The organism is Streptomyces sp. NPDC001157 (assembly GCF_053598255.1).
The window spans coordinates 408,191-424,183 of record NZ_JBSFJW010000004.1 but is presented as its reverse complement, the minus strand read 5'-3'; the positions used below and the strand labels follow the sequence as shown (position 1 = coordinate 424,183).

Here is a 15,993-nt window from a genome sequence, read left to right as displayed (position 1 = left end):
CCGTAGCCCGTACGCCGCCGACCAGGAACGACACCCACGGGGGACCTTCGTATGCCCGACACCGCCACCACCGCACGCGCCGAGCTCGCCGACGCCCGCGTCTACCTCTGCACGGACGCCCGCAGGCGCCAGGGCGATCTGCCGGAGTTCCTGGACGCCGTCCTGGCCGGCGGGGTCGACATCGTGCAGTTGCGCGACAAGGGCATGGAGGCCGCCGAGGAGCTGGAGCACCTGAAGGTCTTCGCCGACGCCTGCGCCCGCCACGGCAGGCTCCTCGCCGTCAACGACCGCGCGGACGTCGCACACGCCGCCGGCGCCGACGTGCTCCACCTCGGCCAGGGCGACCTTCCGGTGCCCGCGGCCCGCGCGGTCCTCGGTGGGGATGTCCTCGTGGGCCGCTCCACCCATGCCGAGTCCGAGGCCGCCGCGGCTGCCGCCCAGGAGGGCGTCGACTACTTCTGCACGGGCCCCTGCTGGCCGACCCCCACCAAGCCCGGTCGCCACGCCCCGGGCCTCGACCTGGTCCGGTACGCGGCCTCCCTGAGCACCGAGCGCCCCTGGTTCGCCATCGGCGGCATCGACCTCGGCAACCTCGACGAGGTGCTCGAAGCCGGCGCCCGCCGGGTCGTGGTGGTCCGCGCGATCACGGAGGCCGACGACCCGGGCGCGGCGGCGCAGGAGTTCGCGAAGCGGCTGCGGAGCGCGTAGCGCAGACCCGATCCGGGTCCGCCGTGGTGCAGGTCCGATCGGGGGCCTGCGTCCGACGGATTGTCCGATGGTCGTCAGGCGGATTGTCCGATGGAAATCCGACAGGTTGTCCGACGGGATGTGCGGCAGCTTGTCGGACGGAATGTCTGACGGGTTGTCCGAAAAATGTCCGCCGGGTTGTCCGATAGGTGGACAACAAATAGACAAATCGGGCAAATGTCCCCCATCCGGTTGGGGAGCCGCCTCCCCCTGGCTAACCTGCGGGTATGGCCCTCGGAACCGCATCCACCAGGACGGACCACGCACGCACGGTGCGTGACATGCTCGCGACCGGCAAGACGACGTTCTCGTTCGAGTTCTGGGCTCCGAAGACGGAGAAGGGTGAACGCAACCTCTGGAACGCGCTCCGCAGGGTCGAGGCGGTGGCCCCCAGCTTCGTCTCCGTGACGTACGGGGCGGGCGGCTCCACGCGCGCGGGCACGGTGAAGGCGACCGAGCAGATCGCCGCCGACACCACGCTCACCCCGGTCGCCCACCTCACCGCGGTCAACCACTCCGTCGCCGAGCTGCGCAACATCATCGGCCAGTACGCCGACGCCGGGATCCGCAACATGCTCGCCGTGCGCGGCGACCCGCCCGGCGACCCCATGGGCGACTGGGTGCCGCACCCGACGGGACTGACCTACGCCGCCGAGCTCGTCCAGCTCATCAAGGAGTCGGGCGACTTCTGCGTCGGCGTCGCGGCCTTCCCGGAGATGCACCCGCGCTCCGAGGACTGGGAGGCGGACGTCGCCCACTTCGTCGACAAGTGCCGGGCCGGCGCCGACTACGCCATCACACAGATGTTCTTCCAGCCGGAGTCCTATCTGCGGCTGCGTGACCGGGTCGACGCGGCCGGCTGCGACACCCCGGTCATCCCCGAGGTCATGCCGGTGACCAGCGTGAAGATGCTGGAGCGGTTGCCGCAGCTCAGCAACGCGGTCATCCCCTCCGCCCTGAAAGAGCGGATCCTCACAGCAAAAGACGATCCGACCGCTGTACGCTCCATTGGCATCGAATTCGCCACGGAGTTCTGCGCGCGGCTGCTGGCCGAGGGAGTGCCCGGACTGCACTTCATCACGCTCAACAACTCCACGGCGACGCTGGAAATCTACGAAAACCTGGGCCTGCACCACCCCCCGCAGGCCTAGACCGGCCGCACGGGTATACGACACACTGCGTAGCGGCGACTCGGAGAGGGGCGTACATGGGCTGGACGGTCCTCTACATCGCGTTCGGAATTGTCGCGCTGTGGCTGCTGGGCGAGGTGCTGCTGCAGTACAAGGCGCGCCTGCGCTGGCGGCTGCTCGCCTTCGCCGGATTCCTCGGCGTCGTGCTCGGGGTGCTGATCCCGTCGGTGATCGTCATCGGTCTGGGTGCCGCCGCGTTCGCGGTCGGCCAGACCTACGTGACGCTGTCGTTCCGCCGTGGCTTCGCGTCCGGCTGGGCGGTCAGCCGGACGGGCATCGCCGGCGTCGGCAAGCGCGGCCACGGCGAACCCGACCATCAGGACCCGACCCTGGAGGTCTCCGACCTCGAGCCGGGCGACGGCGGCCACGACGACCAGGGCGTCTACGACCGCGACAGCGTGTCCTACGGCAACGAGGACGACTACGACCGCGACGACGTCTTCACCCCCGCGCGGTCCGCCCAGCCCACGGCCGCCGAGACCACAGCGGTCTACGAGCCGCAGCCCCTGCCCGACGACACCGGCTCCTACGGCATATACAGCGACACCGCGTACGCCGCCGCCGACGCGTCCTACGCGAACACGGGGCAGTCCCAGGACCAGTACGCGACGGCCGCACAGGGCGCCGACCAGTCCTACGGGTACGACTACTCCGGCTACAACCAGCAGCAGTACGGCTACGACACCACAGGCCAGCAGCAGTACGCCGCCTACTCCGACCCGTACATCGGCACCCAGACCTACGGCGGCGGCTACGACGCCTACGGTCAGTACGGCCAGCAGGGCTACGGCCAGGACCAGTACGCCACCGGCACCTATGACGGCCAGACCCCGTCCGGCGGGGTGTGGGTCCCGCAGCAGCGCACCGACGAGGCCTACGGCGGCGAGCTCCCGCAGGAGCAGCCCTACCCCTACCAGGACAACGGCCATGGGCAGGGGCAAGGACAGGCTCAGGGGAACGGATACGACGAGCAGTACCGCTTCTGAACGCGCAGTACCGTTTCTGAAGGCCCGGTACCGCTTCTGTAGTCCCCTCGGACCGGGGCGCTCACTGGGAGCCCCGGAACTCCGGCCCCTCCACGATCAGACCGGCCACCAGCGCCCCCGACATGCCGGCGTGCGGCAGCCCTCCGCCGGGGTGCGACCAGCCTCCGGCGGTGAACAAGCCTGGTATGGCTGTGCGGTTGGACGGATGCAGGGTCCCCTCGGCGGACGCCAGCGAGGGCGGGGGGACGGCGCCACCCTCGGCCCCCGTCTCCCGCTCGGTGTGCACGGGGGTGCGAACTTCGCGCCACAGTGTCCGCTCCCGCAGCCCCGGCACCGCGCGCTCGGCGGCGGTGACCATCCGGTCCGCGAAGGCGTCGGCGGCCCCCGGCGCGGACCAGTCGTACCCCTTCCCGGACGGCACCGTGGCCGTCAGCACGACGGACTCGTGTTCCACGTCGGGGCGCAGGGCCGGGTCGGCCGGGCGGTCGATCCGCACCGTGGGCTGCACGGGCGTTGCCCCGGAACCGAACAGGGACAACTCGTCCGCCGCATCCGGTGAGTGCACCACCGTGCGGTGCACGGCATCCGGCTCCCGCGCGCCGCGCAGCGCGAGGCAGACCACCACCCGGCCGGGGTGCAGGCCTTCGGCGCGGGGCTCGACGTCCTCAGCCCCGTAGAGCTTCCGGCCCGGCACGAGGGCGGCCAGCCGCCAGGGGCCACCGCCGACGACCGTGTCCGCCTCCGCCACCGTGCCGTCGGCCAGTTCCACGCCCGCAGCGCGCCCGTCCTTCTCCAGCACCCCGGTGACCTCCGCGCCGAAGACGAACTCGACCTTCCGCGCCAGGCACCGCTCGTACACCGCCCGCGCCAACTCCCGTATGCCGCCTCGCACATACCAGGTGCCGAAGGCATGCTCCATGTACGGCAGCACGGCCGCGCTCGCCCGGGCGGTGCCCGGATCGACTCCGTATGCCAGGGCGTAGCCGTCCAGCAGCGCCGCGAGGCGTGGGTCGCGCAGCTCCCAGGCGCCTACCTCGGCGAGGGTGGTGGCGCGGCGGGTGCGCAGGAGCCGCTTGTGCGGGACCGCCGGGTAGGGCTCGCGGTCGGCCAGCACCGGCCAGTTGGGCCACAGGGGTTCCTCCAGCAGCGGCCGGCGGGTGCGGTCCCAGGCCTCGCGGGCCCGCACCAGGAAGTCGCCCCAGCGGCGGCCCGCGCCCGCCCCGAGCGCCTCGTCCAGAGCGGCGACCACTCCCGCGCGCGAGGCGTTCGGCAGCTCTACCGCGGTGCCGTCCGCGAAGACATGCCGCGAGGAAGGGTCGACCTGGACGAGTTCGACGCACTCCTCCAGCGGCTCCCTGCCGGTCTTGATGAACAGATCGCGCCAGACCGCGGGCAGGGTCAGCAGGCCGGGGCCGGTGTCGAAGCCGAACCCGTCCCGCTCGAAGCGGCGCACCGCTCCGCCGTACGTCTCCGCACGCTCGTACACCGCCACCCGGTGGCCCGCGACGGCCAGCCGGGCGGCGGCCGCCATCGCGCCCATCCCGGCGCCGATCACCGCAATCCGTCCCATGCCTGCGACTTTATCGACCACCACTGACAGTCACGGCACGGGCGGTCCCGCGGACAAAGCCCCAGACCCCCGGCCCGAGGGGAGTACGGATGCGGACGCGAACGTGACCAGTCGGGACCGGAGCGTTCTGCGCATGAGTGCGCAGGTCTGAGTATCCGTACCTAGTCAGTGAGATGAGTACGCGCGCGGATGGGGCCCGACCTGCGCGAACGAGAGAGTGGAGACACGGAAAGGGGCACGGCTCCGGCACCGGCGACACGGGGCGCCGGAACGGAGCCGCCCCGGATCCGCTCCTTCCGCCGGCCGAGGTCGGCGGGAGCGAGGCACGGGGGAACCCGGGGGACGACCGAAACGGGGGCCCAACAGGGAAACCGGGGGAGCACAACGGGGGAGCACGAGAAAGCGCCGGTTCGAGGTGGCCCGCGGGGGACGCGGCCACACCGGACCGGCGCTTTCGTATGCGATCAGCCGCCGCTGACGCGCCCTTGGAGCAGCCGGGACAGCGCCGCATGGACGTCGTCCAGGGAGCGCTCCGGCTGGAAGGACTGCCAGTCCAGGGCGGCCACCAGGACCATGCCGACCAGCGCGGACGCGGTCAGCGGCACATCGATCTCGGCGCTGAACTCGCCGGCCGCCACGCCCGCGCGCAGGACGTCCTCGACCACTGCCACCGCCTGCTGCCTGACCACCATCAGGGTCGACTGCCAGGCCCGGTTGGTGCGCCACAGCTCGGCCACGTACAGCTGCGTGAAGGCCGGATAGCGTTCGATGAAGACGAGACCGGCCCGGATCATGGCGTCCAGGGCGTCCACCTTGGTGCCGCCGTCCCTGGCCGTGCGCTCGGCGGCCTCCCGGAGCGAGGCGGCGAGAAGGCCGACCCCGTGCCGCAGCAGCTCCTCGAAGAGGACCGACTTGCTCGCGAAGTTGTAGTAGACCGTGCCCTTCGCGACCCCGGCCCGCTCGGCGATCTCGTCCACCGTGGTGGCGGAGAAGCCCTGCTCGGCTATGAGCGTGACGGCGGCCTCGTAGAGCTTCTGCCGGGTGGCCTCGCGGCGGGCGCTGCCGCCCGACGTGGTGCTGCTGCTTTCCATGGGCCTGATTGTCACAGGAGCCGTGCCCCGAGATGTCACCTCTGCGTTCACAGGCTCAGCTCCGGGTGCAGCCGGTCCAGGGTCCACACCTGCCGGCGGCGGGCCGACACGGCGGTCAGCGCGAGGGCGCCCACGGTGAACGCGACGAGCACCACGCACGCGTGCCACACCGGTCCCAGGCCGCCGCCCGTGATCAGCCTCCTCAGGGACTCCACGATGTAGCTCATCGGCAGGAAGGGGTGGATCGCGTTGAAGAAGCCGGGGCTGGTCTGCACCGGATACGTGCCGCCCGCTGAGGTCAACTGGAGCATCAGCAGGGCGAGGACGAGAATCCGGCCCGCCGCTCCGAAGCGCGCGTTCAGCCACTGCACGATCGCCCCGAAGCACGCCGTCACCAGGAACAGGAAGCCGATCGTTCCGGCCGCCCGGGTCATCTGCAGGCCGATCGCCCAGTGCAGGACCGCCATCAGGGACACCGTCTGCAGGACGCCGATCGCCACCACCGGGAGCCAGCCGGCCAGCGCGATGCGCCACGCGGGGGCGCCGGTGGCGAGCGCGCGCCGGTTCATCGGCGGGATCAGCATGTACGCCACCATCGCGCCCACCCACAGGGACAGCGGGATGAAGTACGGGGCGAACCCGGTGCCGTAGTTGGGCGCCTTGTGCAGGTCCTTGGAGACGAGTTTGACGGGATCGGCCATCACCTGGGTGCGCTGGTCGCGGTCCTGCTTGTCGTAGTCGGGGATCTTCCCGGCGCCGTCGTGCAGTCCGCCCGCGAGCTTCCCGGAGCCGTCGACGAGCTTGAACATGCCGCCGTTGAGGGTCTCGGCGCCGGTCTTCAGCTCGCCGACGCCCTCGTCGAGGTCTCCCGCGCCGCTCTTGGCCGTGCCGAGCCCCTGGTGCAGTTTCTGCGCGCCCGCGGCGACCTTCCCGGCGCCCTCGTTCAGCTTGTTGATCTTGGCGACGGCGTCGTCGAGGTCCTCGGCCAGGTGCGGCGCCCGGTCGGCGAGCGCCTGGGCCTGCGTCTGGAGGGTGGCCAGGTTGCCGTCGAGCTTCTTCAGGTCGCCGTGCTGGTCGGCGATCAGCGTGTTGAGGTCGTCGGCGATCGCCGCCACGTCGGCGGCCGCGTCCTTGGCCTTCTTCAGGTCGGAGCAGGCTGGATCCGGTAGTACGGCGTTCTCGCAACGCACCCGGTAGACGTCGGTCAGCGCGTCAGAGGCCGCATGCGCGCCCTTGGCGGCGGCCGGGGCCGTCCTCACCAGGGTGTCGAGGTTGTCGCGGATCGCCTTCGAGGAGTCGGCGACGAGCCGGGCCGTGTCCCCGATGGTCTTCTCGTTGCCCTTCAGGAACGGGCCCACTTTCTTGTCGATCCCGTTGACCTTGTCGGCGAGCGTCTGCGTGCCCGCCGCGACCTGCTTCGAGCCGTCCGCGAGGTCGCCCGCGCCCGTGTGAAGCTTCGTCAGGCCGTGGGACAGTCGGCCGCTGCCGTCCTTGGCGTCCTTCAGGCCGACGGCGAGCTCCTTGGAGCCCTTCTCGGCCTTCCCGATGCCGCCGCTCAGCTGGTCGGCGCCGTTCGCCGCCTTCACCGTCGCGCCGTGGATGTCGGAGAACGAGATGAAGATCTTGTCCAGGAAGGACCGTGAGGCCTTCATGGACGCGGCCTGGCGCACCTCGCTGAACACCGTCCGGGAGATCTGCCCGACGATGTAGTTGTTCGCGTCGTTCGTACGCACCTGGAGCGCGCCCGTCTCCGGGGAGGCGCCCGCACTGGACGCGATCCGCTCGCTGAAGTCGGCCGGCATGGTCAGCGACAGGTAGTACGTGCCGTCCTCCACGCCCGCGCGTGCGTCCTCGGCGCTCACCTCGTGCCAGTCGAAGGTGTCGCTGTCACGCAGCCCTTCGGTGATGGCGTCGCCCGCGGCGATCTTCTTCCCGTCGGCCGTGGCCCCCTTGTCGTCGTTGACGAGTGCCACGGGGATGCGGTCCAGACGGCCGTACGGGTCCCAGAACGACCACAGGTACAGCGCGCCGTACAGCAGCGGCAGCACCAGCAGCGCCACCAGGGCGGCACGCGGCAGCCTGCCCCGGCGGAAGCGCCTGAGCTCAAGGGCGGCCAGTTTCGGCGAGCGCATCGGCCTTCTCCTTCTCCGTCGTTGCTTTCTCCGTGGTGGCCTTCTCCGTGGTGGTTACGACGACGGTGTCCTCCGGGGCCTCGCTGCACACCGCCACGACGGTCGTCCCGGCCGCGGCGATCGACCTCAACAGCGCCCAGACCTCGGCCCGTTCGGCGTCCGAGAGCTTCAGGTCGGTGTCGTCGACGCCCAGCAGCCGGGGGCGGCCGAGCAGGGCGAGCGCGATGGACAGCCGCAGCGCCTCCAGCCGCTCCAGATCGCGTACGGCCGTCCGGGAGCCCTTGGGCAGGGCCTCCCGGTCCAGCCCGGCGGCGGCCAGCGCGGTGTCGATCCGCTGCCTGGCCTCGGCCGTGCGCTCCTTGCGCGGCCGCAGCAGCGCTCGCAGCGAGTCGCCGAACCGCCGCTGCAGCAGCGCCCGTTCGAGCAGATGCTCGCCCACGGTCAGGGCCGGCTCGAGGTCGGTGACCCCGGCGACATGTGCGAGGCCGCTGACCCGGCGCACGGCGGCCATCTGCTTGGGCAGCTTCCACTCGCCCACCTCGGCCGCTCCCGCGGTGGGTTTCATCCGTCCCGTGAGCGCGAGCAGCAGGCAGGTGCGGCCGGACCCGGACGGTCCCTCGATCGCGATCAGCGAGCCGGGTTCCGCGTCGAACGTGACGTCGTGGAACGCCCAGCCGCGCGGGCCCCTGACTCCGAGGCCGCGGGCCGTGACACCGATTCCGGGCACGGTTCCCCCCCATCCCCTGAAATTGAACTGACTGGTCAGTGCAAAAACTACTCCGAACCTTCGGTCGAAGCAAAAGCGCAGGTCGGAACGGATTGTCAGTGGCATACCGCACGATGGGCACATACGGCATCCCGTATCAGGGCATGCCGTCACGCAGACGACAGGAGGTTCGTCATGGCCAGCTATCACGCAGCAGCCGCCCGCCGGCGCCGCGCCACCGGCCCTGCCCCCTCACTGGCCGGCCCGGCGAGCGACGTCCACCCGGTGCTCCGCCGGACCACGGCGCCGCCCGCCGCCCTCGACCTGCTCGCCCAGGCCCGCGCCGGACTGGACGAGGCAGCCGTCCTCGAAACGCCCAACGAGCGCTATGCCACCGCCCACCTCGCCGCGCTGCGCACGGCCGCCGCCGTGCTCGCCGCGCGAGGCCGCCCCGAGCCCACCTCCCGACGCCGCGCCCGCATCAGGAGCGCCTGGGAAGTGCTCCCCGAAATCGCGCCCGAACTGACCGAGTGGAGCGCGCTGTTCGCCTCCGGGGCCCGGCGCCGCGCCCTGGCCGAGGCGGGCATCCGGGGCGCGGCCAGCCGCCGGGACGCCGACGACCTGATACGCGACGTGGCGATGTTCCTGCGCCTCGTCGAGCGGATGCTCGTCCTCCAGCCGGTCCTGCCGCAGCCACGCCAGGACGCCGACCATCCGCAGGCCGACGCGGACAGCGACCGCGGCTTCCCGGACACGGGCTGAGCGAGTCCGCCGTACGAGACGATCGGCGGGCGGGCCCGCGCGGTGACCAGGTGGGGCGGTGGAGGCAATAGGGTGGAAGGCGCCTGAAGCCTTCCCTCCGTGCCACGGCCGGGGAGGCACCCCGTTCGCTCCGCCGTGCAATGGGCGGTGCCGCGCCGAGGAGTCAACTGCCGTGTCGGACCCGAGCCGCCCCCGCGCCTCCCTCCGTACCGCCGTGGTCTGGGAGGTCCTCCAGGACGCCCTCGAACGCCGGGTGAAGGCCACCGGACGGGAGTCCCTGGACGTTCTCGACACCGGGGGCGGCAGCGGCAAGTTCGCGGTGCCCGTCGCCAGCCTCGGCCACCGAGTCACCGTCGTCGACCCCAGCCCCAACGCGCTGTTCGCGTTGGAGCGCCGAACCGCCGAAGCCGGCGTCGCCGACCGTGTGAAGGGCGTCCAGGGCGATGCCCACGGCCTCTTCGACGTGGTCGAGCGCGGCGGCTACGACGTGGTGCTGTGCCACGGCGTGCTGGAGTACGTCGACGACCCGGCCGAGGGCGTGCGCAACGCCGTGGACGCCCTGCGCTCCGAGGGTGTGCTCAGCGTGCTCGCCGCGGGCCTCGGCGGCGCCGTGCTGGCGCGCGCCCTCGCCGGCCACTTCAAGGAGGCGAGGCAGGCCCTCGCCGATCCGAACGGCCGCTGGGGCGCGGGCGACCCCGTGCCGCGTCGCTTCACCACCGAGCAGCTCACCGCGCTGGTCGAGGGCGCGGGTCTCAGGGTCGGCGCCGTGCACGGCGTACGGGTCTTCGCCGACCTCGTCCCGGGCGTCCTCGTGGACACCGAGCCCGGCGCCCTGGAGGCGCTGCTCAAGCTGGAGGAGGCGGCGGCCGAACTCCCCGCCTTCCACTCCGTGGCGACCCAGCTCCATGTGCTCGGCGAGACGCAGGGGGCCACCGAGGCCTGAGCCGCCTCCCGTGGTGCGCCGCTGATCAGGGACTTGGCCGCACATGGAGTACGCCACAGGCCCCCCGATCGGGCGTTCAGCGCCGTATGATCGAGGGAGACCGTCCGGCATGACGGGTCGGCCGCTGGGGAATGCAAGATTCAGCGAGCCGGGCCGTCCATGGCGGATTCCGGTTGGCCAATTGGCGCAGAGGGGCGGGTTTCACGGGGGCGATTCCCTGCCTATCCTGAAGGGACCCCCCGGGTCGCCCCGGCGACTGCACGATGAGGAGGACTCCGTGCCGCTCTCGGAGCACGAGCAGCGCATGCTCGAGCAGATGGAGCGAGCGCTGTACGCCGAAGATCCCAAGTTCGCGTCGGCGCTCGAGGGAAGCGGGCTGCGTACGTACACCCGGCGGCGGGTCTACCAGGCGGTCGCGGGCTTCCTCGTGGGTATCGCGCTCCTCATGGCTGGAATGGTCGCCAAGCAGGTCTGGCTCAGTGTGGTGGGCTTCCTGGTCATGCTGGGGTGTGCCGTGCTCGCCGTGACCGGTTGGCGCAAGGCCCCCAAGCCGGGCGAACAGCCCGCGGCCGGTGCTCCGCACGCGCGCCGTCAGGGACGGCAGAAGCGCTCCATGATGGACCGCATCGAGCAGCGCTGGCAGCGCCGTCGCGACGAGCAGGGCCACTAGCTCCTCTTCCGCCGTCCGTCCCGGACGGTGCCTCGCAGACACAGGTGAGGGGGTGACCACCCGGCGGGTGGTCACCCCCTCACGTATGCCCGGAGGACCCGGCGTGGTGCGGGCGGGGCGGCCGCACCTGCGCCGTCAGCCGCTCTGCTGCCCGGAGGGGCGCCGCACCAGCGCCGACCAGCGCTCGGCACAGCGGGCCTTGAAGGCCGTCCAGCGGTCCGTGAGGTCCCACACCGCGCGGACGGCCGACCGGGGCGCCACGACCGCCCGCACCCGGGTGGTCCAGCTGACCTGGGACCGCAGCGCCGTCCGCAGCCTGCGCACATGGTCGGCCAGTCCCGGCACGTCCCGCGCCTGAGGCGCGAACAGCACCTGCTCCACCGCACTCGCCACCCGGTGCACCGAATCGGCGGTCGCCGCGTCCAGCTGCCCGAGTCGCACGATGCGTGCGGCCGCCTTGCGCGGGGTCAGCGCGTCGTCCGGCACGATGCCGTAGTCCCAGGCCGTGTCGGTGAGTTCGCGCCAGACGGCCAGGACGTGGCCCGCGGCCACCTCCGCGGCGTACCGCGCATCCGCCTCCACGGGCAGGGCCGTCACATCGACATCGCCCGTGCCGCCCGCGTCCGCGCCCCGTGCCTTGCGGCCGTCCCGGGGCAGCGCCGGGGCGGAGACGGCATGCTGGGCCGAGGCCAGCCGCACCGCGCGCCGACGCAGTCGCCACAGCATGGGCAGCAGCGGCACGGCGACCCCCAGAAGCCCCAGCAGGGACCATCCGGCGATCTTGTACCAGGGGAGACCGCCCTCGCCCGGCTTGGCCGTCTCCAGCGGGAGCGCGGCGGCGCAGACCTCGAGCTTCTTCTGCTGCGGCGAGCAGCTCGTGCTCGCCGACGGCGCCGCCGACGCGGACGAACCCGCCGACTGCGAGGAGCGCGGCACCGGCGGGAGATTGTTGTCCGGCGTGTTCGACTGCGTGTACGAGGGGGTCACGCCCCGGTTCGGGGTCGGCTCGAAGCGGGTCCAGCCCACGCCCTCGAAGTACAGCTCGGGCCAGGCGTGTGCGTCCTTCAGCCCGATCGACACCGAGCCGTCCGCCTGTGGCGTGCCCGGGGCGAAGCCCACCGCGACCCGGGCGGGTATGCCCAGGCTGCGGGCCATCGCCGCCATCGCGAAGGAGAAGTGGACGCAGAAGCCCTCCTTGTCCTTCAGGAACTTGGCGATCGCCTGCGGGCCGCTGCCGACCTGTACCTGGGTGCTGTACTGGAAGCCGCCGCTGAAGGCGAAGTAGTCCTGGAGCTTGACCGCCTGCTCATAGTGGGTGGTCGCGCCGCCGGTGACCTTGCGGGCGGTCCTGGCCACCACCGCGGGCAGCGAGTCCGGCAGCTTGGTGTAGTCGCGCTTCAGGGACGTGGGCGGCTCCGGGGCGTCGGCGAGCTGCTCCGCCGTCGGCTGCACATCGAGGCTCTTGACCAGATAGGTCTTCCCGCGGGTGGTCTCGCCGTGGTCGCCGACCAGCGTCATGCCCACCGGTTCGTAGCGCCATTTGCCGTCGACGTCCACGCCGCTGGGCGGGTACGGCATCGGCAGCCAGTCCTGGGCGTACCAGTCGGCGGCCGAGATCCGGGTCTGTATCTCCGCCCGCTTGACGTCCCCACCGAGGCCGACCGGGGTGGGGAAGCTGCCCGGTACACCGGTGACGTGCCGCTTGGACGGTTTCCAGGTGCTGCCGTCGAAGTCGTCCAGGGACACGATCCGCAGGTACAGATTCGAGATGTCGTTGCTGTTCGTCCTCAGGGACATGACCTGGCGGTCCTGGTCCACGTTCAGACTGTCGCGCAGGGACACCAGCGGGTTCACCGCGGAGATCGTGCCCCCGCTGCCGTTGCCGCCGCCCACGCCCGTCCCGGCGGCGTCCAGCAGTCCGCCGTTCATCGCCGGCAGGGCGATCGGCACCACCAGGGCGACTCCCAGCGCGACCACTCCGATACGGCGCCCGGTGCGCACCGGTGCCACCGCGCCGAGCTCGCCGCCCGGGCTGCGCGCCGCCCCGCCGAAGACCCGGCCCCACTGCGAGAGCCGCTCGCGCCCCTCGGCCAGGAGCAGCATCAGATAGCCGCCCGCCGCGACCAGGAACCACAGCCAGTCGGTGCCGCCTTCGGAGAGCCCCGCGGCGACGGAGTACAGCGCCAGCAGCGGCAGGCCGGCCGGGGCCGCGCTGCGGAAGGTCACCGCGAGGGTCTCCACCGCGAGGCCGATGACCAGGACCCCGCCGAGGACCATCAGCCGGATGCCGTCGGACTCCAGGGGCGCCGGGATCGCATACCGCGCGATGTCGTCGCCGCCCTGCCGCAGCAGGTCCGCGAAGTGACGCAACGCGTCAGGACCCGGGACGATGCCTATGAGGGCCTGCCGCCGGGCGAAGACCAGGGTCAGCATCATCAGCGTGACCAGCGCCTGCGCCGCCACCGTCAGCGGCCGCGCCAGCGGCACCCGCCGGGTCGCCGCGCCCACCCCCGTCTGCACGGCGAGCATGACCGCCACCTGCAGGATCCAGGTGGCCGGCGAGACCAGCGGCAGCAGCGCGCAGGACGCCATCAGCGTGGCCGCCCAGGCGCACAGCGCCAGTCGTGCCCGCCCGCTCATGAGTCCGTCCCCCCGCCGTTCGTCCCGCTCGTCGCGGGGAGACCCGTGCGCTCACGGTCCGCCTGACGCCACAACTCGGCGAGCGATACGGCCCGCGGCACCTTCAGGGCCGTCCAGCCCGCCTCTCGCAGCATCCGCAGCCGTTCCTCGCTCCTGTCCAACGGACCGGGCACATCGCTCGGTTCCCGCACCCAGGCGTTGCTGTCGAGGAGGAAGGCGACCGCGCCACCGCTGCGCTGACGCATCTTGGCGGCCACCGCCGCCTGCTCCTCGTCGAGGTCGCCGAGGAACGCCACCAGCAGCCCCTCGTTCCCGCCGCGCAGCACGTCGTACGCCCTCGACAGGCCCGCCCCGTCGGAGTGGTCGACCACCGCGAGGGTGTCCATCATCAGCCCGGCCGCGTCCGCAGTCTCCTGGCTGGCGCCCGCGAACCCGTCGGCGCCCTCGCCGGGCACCGAGTTGCCGGTGTCGGTCAACAGCCGGACGGAGAAGCCCCGTTCGAGCATGTGCACAAGGACGGACGCCGCACCCGAGACCGCCCACTCGAACGCCGAGTCGGGACCCGCGCCCTGGAAGGCGAGGCCCCGAGTGTCGAGCAGCACCGTGCAGCGGGCGCGCTGGGGCTGCTCCTCGCGGCGCACCATCAGCTCGCCGTAGCGGGCGGTGAGGCGCCAGTGGACGCGGCGCAGATCGTCGCCGTAGCGGTAGCCGCGCGGGATCACGTCGTCCTCGCCGGCCAGGGCGAGCGAGCGCTGCCGCCCGTCGCCGTACCCCTTCGACTCGCCGCTCAGGCGCACCGGAGGCAGCGCCTCCACGCGCGGGATCACCGTCAGGGTGTCGTACGTCGAGAAGGACCTGGTCAGCTCGCACATCCCGAACGGGTCGGTCAGCCGCAGCTGCAGCGGGCCCAGCGGATAGCGGCCGCGCAGGTCGGAGCGGACCCGGTAGGACACCTCGCGGCGGCCGCCCGGCTCCACCCGGTCCAGGACGAAGCGGGGGCGCGGGCCGAGCACGTAGGGCACCCGGTCCTGGAGCATCAGCAGGCCCGTGGGCAGCCGCGAGACGTTGTCCATCCGCAGATGGACGCGGGCCTCGCTGCCGGCGGGCACGCGCGCGGGGCTCAGACGGCGGCTGCCGGCCACCCGGTAGCGCGTGCGGTAGAGGAACAGCGCGCAGATCAGGGGCAGTGCGGCGAGCAGCAGACCGACCCGCAGCAGATCGCTCTGTCCCAGGACGTAGGCGCAGATGGCGGCCGCGATGCCGGCGGCCAGGAAGGAGCGCCCGCGGGTGGTCAGGCCCGCCAGGGCGGTACGGATACCGCCCTTCTCGCTGTGGCCGCTGTCCGGGTGGCCCGTCCCCCCGGTGGTCATCACAGCCTCCGCGGCGGCTGCTGGGGGTACGCGGGCGTACCGCGGCCGAGGCCGCCGAAGCCCGGCTGCTGCTGGGGGGCCGCGGGCACCGCGGTGCGCTGCAGGATCTCCTGCACGACCTGTTCGGAGGTACGGCGGTTGAGCTGGGCCTGGGCGGTCGGCAGCAGCCGGTGGGCCAGAACGGCCACGGCGAGAGCCTGCACGTCGTCCGGCAGCGCGTACTCCCGGCCGCTCAGGGCGGCGGAGGCCTTCGCCGCGCGCAGCAGATGCAGCGTCGCGCGCGGGGAGGCGCCGAGTCTGAGGTCGGGGTGGTTGCGGGTGGCTGCGACCAGGTCCACCGCGTACCGCCGGACCGCGTCCGCGACGTGGACGCCGCGGACGGCCTCGACCAGCTTCACGATGTCGTGCGCATGCGCCACCGGCTGCAGGTCGTCCAGCGGGTTCACCCCGCCGTGGATGTCGAGCATCTGCAGCTCGGCGTCGGCGCTGGGGTAGCCGATGGAGACCCGGGCCATGAAGCGGTCGCGCTGGGCCTCGGGCAGCGGGTAGGTGCCCTCCATCTCGACCGGGTTCTGCGTGGCCACCACCATGAAGGGGCTGGGCAGCTCGTAGGTCTGCCCGTCGATGGTGACCTGGCGCTCCTCCATCGACTCCAGAAGTGCGGACTGCGTCTTGGGCGAGGCGCGGTTGATCTCGTCGCCGATCACGATCTGGGCGAAGATCGCGCCCGGCTTGAACTCGAAGTCCCGGCGCTGCTGGTCCCAGATGGACACACCCGTGATGTCCGAGGGCAGCAGGTCGGGGGTGAACTGGATGCGCCGCACCGAACAGTCGATGGACTTGGCCAGCGCCTTGGCCAGCATGGTCTTGCCCACGCCGGGGACATCCTCGATCAGAAGATGTCCCTCGGCGAGCAGTACGGTCAGCGAAAGCCGTACGACCTCGGGCTTGCCCTCGATCACTCCTTCCACCGAACTGCGGACCCGCTCCACAGTGGCAGTCAGATCTGTAAGGCTCGCTCGATCGTCATAGGTCGTCACCCGGCCCTCCTAGGCCCGTTCTTTCTCCGGGCCGACGCTTGCTGTGCGGACCGGCCCACCCCGAAACACGGACACCACGCGTGAATAGTTCCGCGTGACGCCACACCCCGCATTCTTGCTGCCGTTACCGTTTCGTGTCACTCGAC

General features: G+C 71.9%; 13 protein-coding genes. 6 read left to right on the top strand and 7 right to left on the bottom strand.

All coding sequences use genetic code 11. The features are described 5' to 3' along the window. Nucleotides 1–51: 51 nt before the first annotated feature. The 3 genes from thiE to ACWDAG_RS10250 all read left to right on the top strand — a co-directional run bounded on the left by thiE (nucleotide 52) and on the right by ACWDAG_RS10250 (nucleotide 2,923). Nucleotides 52–708 carry a thiamine phosphate synthase gene (gene thiE / locus ACWDAG_RS10260; RefSeq protein WP_450695146.1) on the top strand — a complete coding sequence of 219 codons (657 nt, stop codon included), beginning with the start codon at nucleotides 52–54 and terminating at the stop codon, nucleotides 706–708. A gap of 266 nt (nucleotides 709–974) precedes the next feature. Further along, the gene (gene metF / locus ACWDAG_RS10255; protein WP_450695145.1) at nucleotides 975–1,898 is read left to right on the top strand and encodes a methylenetetrahydrofolate reductase [NAD(P)H]; all 924 of its coding nucleotides are present in this window, start codon (nucleotides 975–977) and stop codon (nucleotides 1,896–1,898) included. 56 nt (nucleotides 1,899–1,954) lie between these two features. Beyond that, nucleotides 1,955–2,923, top strand: a complete 969-nt coding sequence (locus ACWDAG_RS10250; protein ID WP_450695144.1) for an SCO2102 family sporulation regulator — start codon at nucleotides 1,955–1,957, stop codon at nucleotides 2,921–2,923. Between the two features lie 61 nt (nucleotides 2,924–2,984). Here ACWDAG_RS10250 and ACWDAG_RS10245 read toward each other — a convergent pair whose 3' ends face one another. From ACWDAG_RS10245 to ACWDAG_RS10230, 4 genes are all read right to left on the bottom strand, one after another. Then, on the bottom strand, nucleotides 2,985–4,493 hold the full coding sequence (locus ACWDAG_RS10245) for a phytoene desaturase family protein (RefSeq protein WP_450695143.1): 1,509 nt from the start codon (nucleotides 4,491–4,493) through the stop codon (nucleotides 2,985–2,987). Between the two features lie 464 nt (nucleotides 4,494–4,957). After that, nucleotides 4,958–5,584: a TetR/AcrR family transcriptional regulator gene (locus ACWDAG_RS10240; protein ID WP_450695142.1), complete on the bottom strand. Its 627-nt coding sequence runs from the start codon at nucleotides 5,582–5,584 to the stop codon at nucleotides 4,958–4,960. Between the two features lie 47 nt (nucleotides 5,585–5,631). Further along, nucleotides 5,632–7,716, bottom strand: a complete 2,085-nt coding sequence (locus ACWDAG_RS10235; protein WP_450695141.1) for a YhgE/Pip family protein — start codon at nucleotides 7,714–7,716, stop codon at nucleotides 5,632–5,634. Next, entirely contained in the window at nucleotides 7,688–8,443 is a 756-nt protein-coding gene (locus tag ACWDAG_RS10230) for an ATP-binding cassette domain-containing protein (protein WP_450695140.1), read from the bottom strand. The genes ACWDAG_RS10235 and ACWDAG_RS10230 overlap by 29 nt, the downstream gene beginning before the upstream one ends. A 174-nt stretch (nucleotides 8,444–8,617) precedes the next feature. Here ACWDAG_RS10230 and ACWDAG_RS10225 point away from each other — a divergent pair, with 174 nt between their 5' ends. From ACWDAG_RS10225 to ACWDAG_RS10215, 3 genes are all read left to right on the top strand, one after another. Next, the gene (locus ACWDAG_RS10225) at nucleotides 8,618–9,184 is read left to right on the top strand and encodes an SAV_6107 family HEPN domain-containing protein (protein WP_450695139.1); all 567 of its coding nucleotides are present in this window, start codon (nucleotides 8,618–8,620) and stop codon (nucleotides 9,182–9,184) included. Nucleotides 9,185–9,356: 172 nt separating this feature from the next. Next, on the top strand, nucleotides 9,357–10,127 hold the full coding sequence (locus ACWDAG_RS10220; RefSeq protein WP_450695138.1) for a methyltransferase: 771 nt from the start codon (nucleotides 9,357–9,359) through the stop codon (nucleotides 10,125–10,127). 277 nt (nucleotides 10,128–10,404) lie between these two features. Beyond that, nucleotides 10,405–10,797: a DUF3040 domain-containing protein gene (locus ACWDAG_RS10215; RefSeq protein ID WP_099928183.1), complete on the top strand. Its 393-nt coding sequence runs from the start codon at nucleotides 10,405–10,407 to the stop codon at nucleotides 10,795–10,797. A gap of 135 nt (nucleotides 10,798–10,932) precedes the next feature. On the opposite strand, the gene ACWDAG_RS10210 is transcribed toward ACWDAG_RS10215, so the two are convergent. From ACWDAG_RS10210 to ACWDAG_RS10200, 3 genes are read right to left on the bottom strand one after another with little or no spacing between them, the layout of a single operon-like run. Beyond that, the gene (locus ACWDAG_RS10210; RefSeq protein ID WP_450695137.1) at nucleotides 10,933–13,437 is read right to left on the bottom strand and encodes a transglutaminase TgpA family protein; all 2,505 of its coding nucleotides are present in this window, start codon (nucleotides 13,435–13,437) and stop codon (nucleotides 10,933–10,935) included. After that, on the bottom strand, nucleotides 13,434–14,807 hold the full coding sequence (locus ACWDAG_RS10205) for a DUF58 domain-containing protein (RefSeq protein WP_450695136.1): 1,374 nt from the start codon (nucleotides 14,805–14,807) through the stop codon (nucleotides 13,434–13,436). The genes ACWDAG_RS10210 and ACWDAG_RS10205 overlap by 4 nt, the downstream gene beginning before the upstream one ends. Further along, a complete protein-coding gene (locus tag ACWDAG_RS10200; protein ID WP_450695135.1) occupies nucleotides 14,807–15,847 on the bottom strand; it encodes an AAA family ATPase in 1,041 nt (346 codons plus the stop codon). The genes ACWDAG_RS10205 and ACWDAG_RS10200 overlap by 1 nt, the downstream gene beginning before the upstream one ends. Between the last annotated feature and the right edge of the window lie 146 nt (nucleotides 15,848–15,993).

Bases quoted from the DNA above. Each gene is read 5' to 3' on its own strand.
- ACWDAG_RS10240 (WP_450695142.1), bottom strand. From the start codon at position 5,584: ATGGAAAGCAGCAGCACCACGTCGGGCGGCAGCGCCCGCCGCGAGGCC.
- ACWDAG_RS10245 (WP_450695143.1), bottom strand. From the start codon at position 4,493: ATGGGACGGATTGCGGTGATCGGCGCCGGGATGGGCGCGATGGCGGCC.
- metF (WP_450695145.1), top strand. From the start codon at position 975: ATGGCCCTCGGAACCGCATCCACCAGGACGGACCACGCACGCACGGTG.
- ACWDAG_RS10235 (WP_450695141.1), bottom strand. From the start codon at position 7,716: ATGCGCTCGCCGAAACTGGCCGCCCTTGAGCTCAGGCGCTTCCGCCGG.
- ACWDAG_RS10250 (WP_450695144.1), top strand. From the start codon at position 1,955: ATGGGCTGGACGGTCCTCTACATCGCGTTCGGAATTGTCGCGCTGTGG.
- thiE (WP_450695146.1), top strand. From the start codon at position 52: ATGCCCGACACCGCCACCACCGCACGCGCCGAGCTCGCCGACGCCCGC.
- ACWDAG_RS10210 (WP_450695137.1), bottom strand. From the start codon at position 13,437: ATGAGCGGGCGGGCACGACTGGCGCTGTGCGCCTGGGCGGCCACGCTG.
- ACWDAG_RS10205 (WP_450695136.1), bottom strand. From the start codon at position 14,807: ATGACCACCGGGGGGACGGGCCACCCGGACAGCGGCCACAGCGAGAAG.
- ACWDAG_RS10225 (WP_450695139.1), top strand. From the start codon at position 8,618: ATGGCCAGCTATCACGCAGCAGCCGCCCGCCGGCGCCGCGCCACCGGC.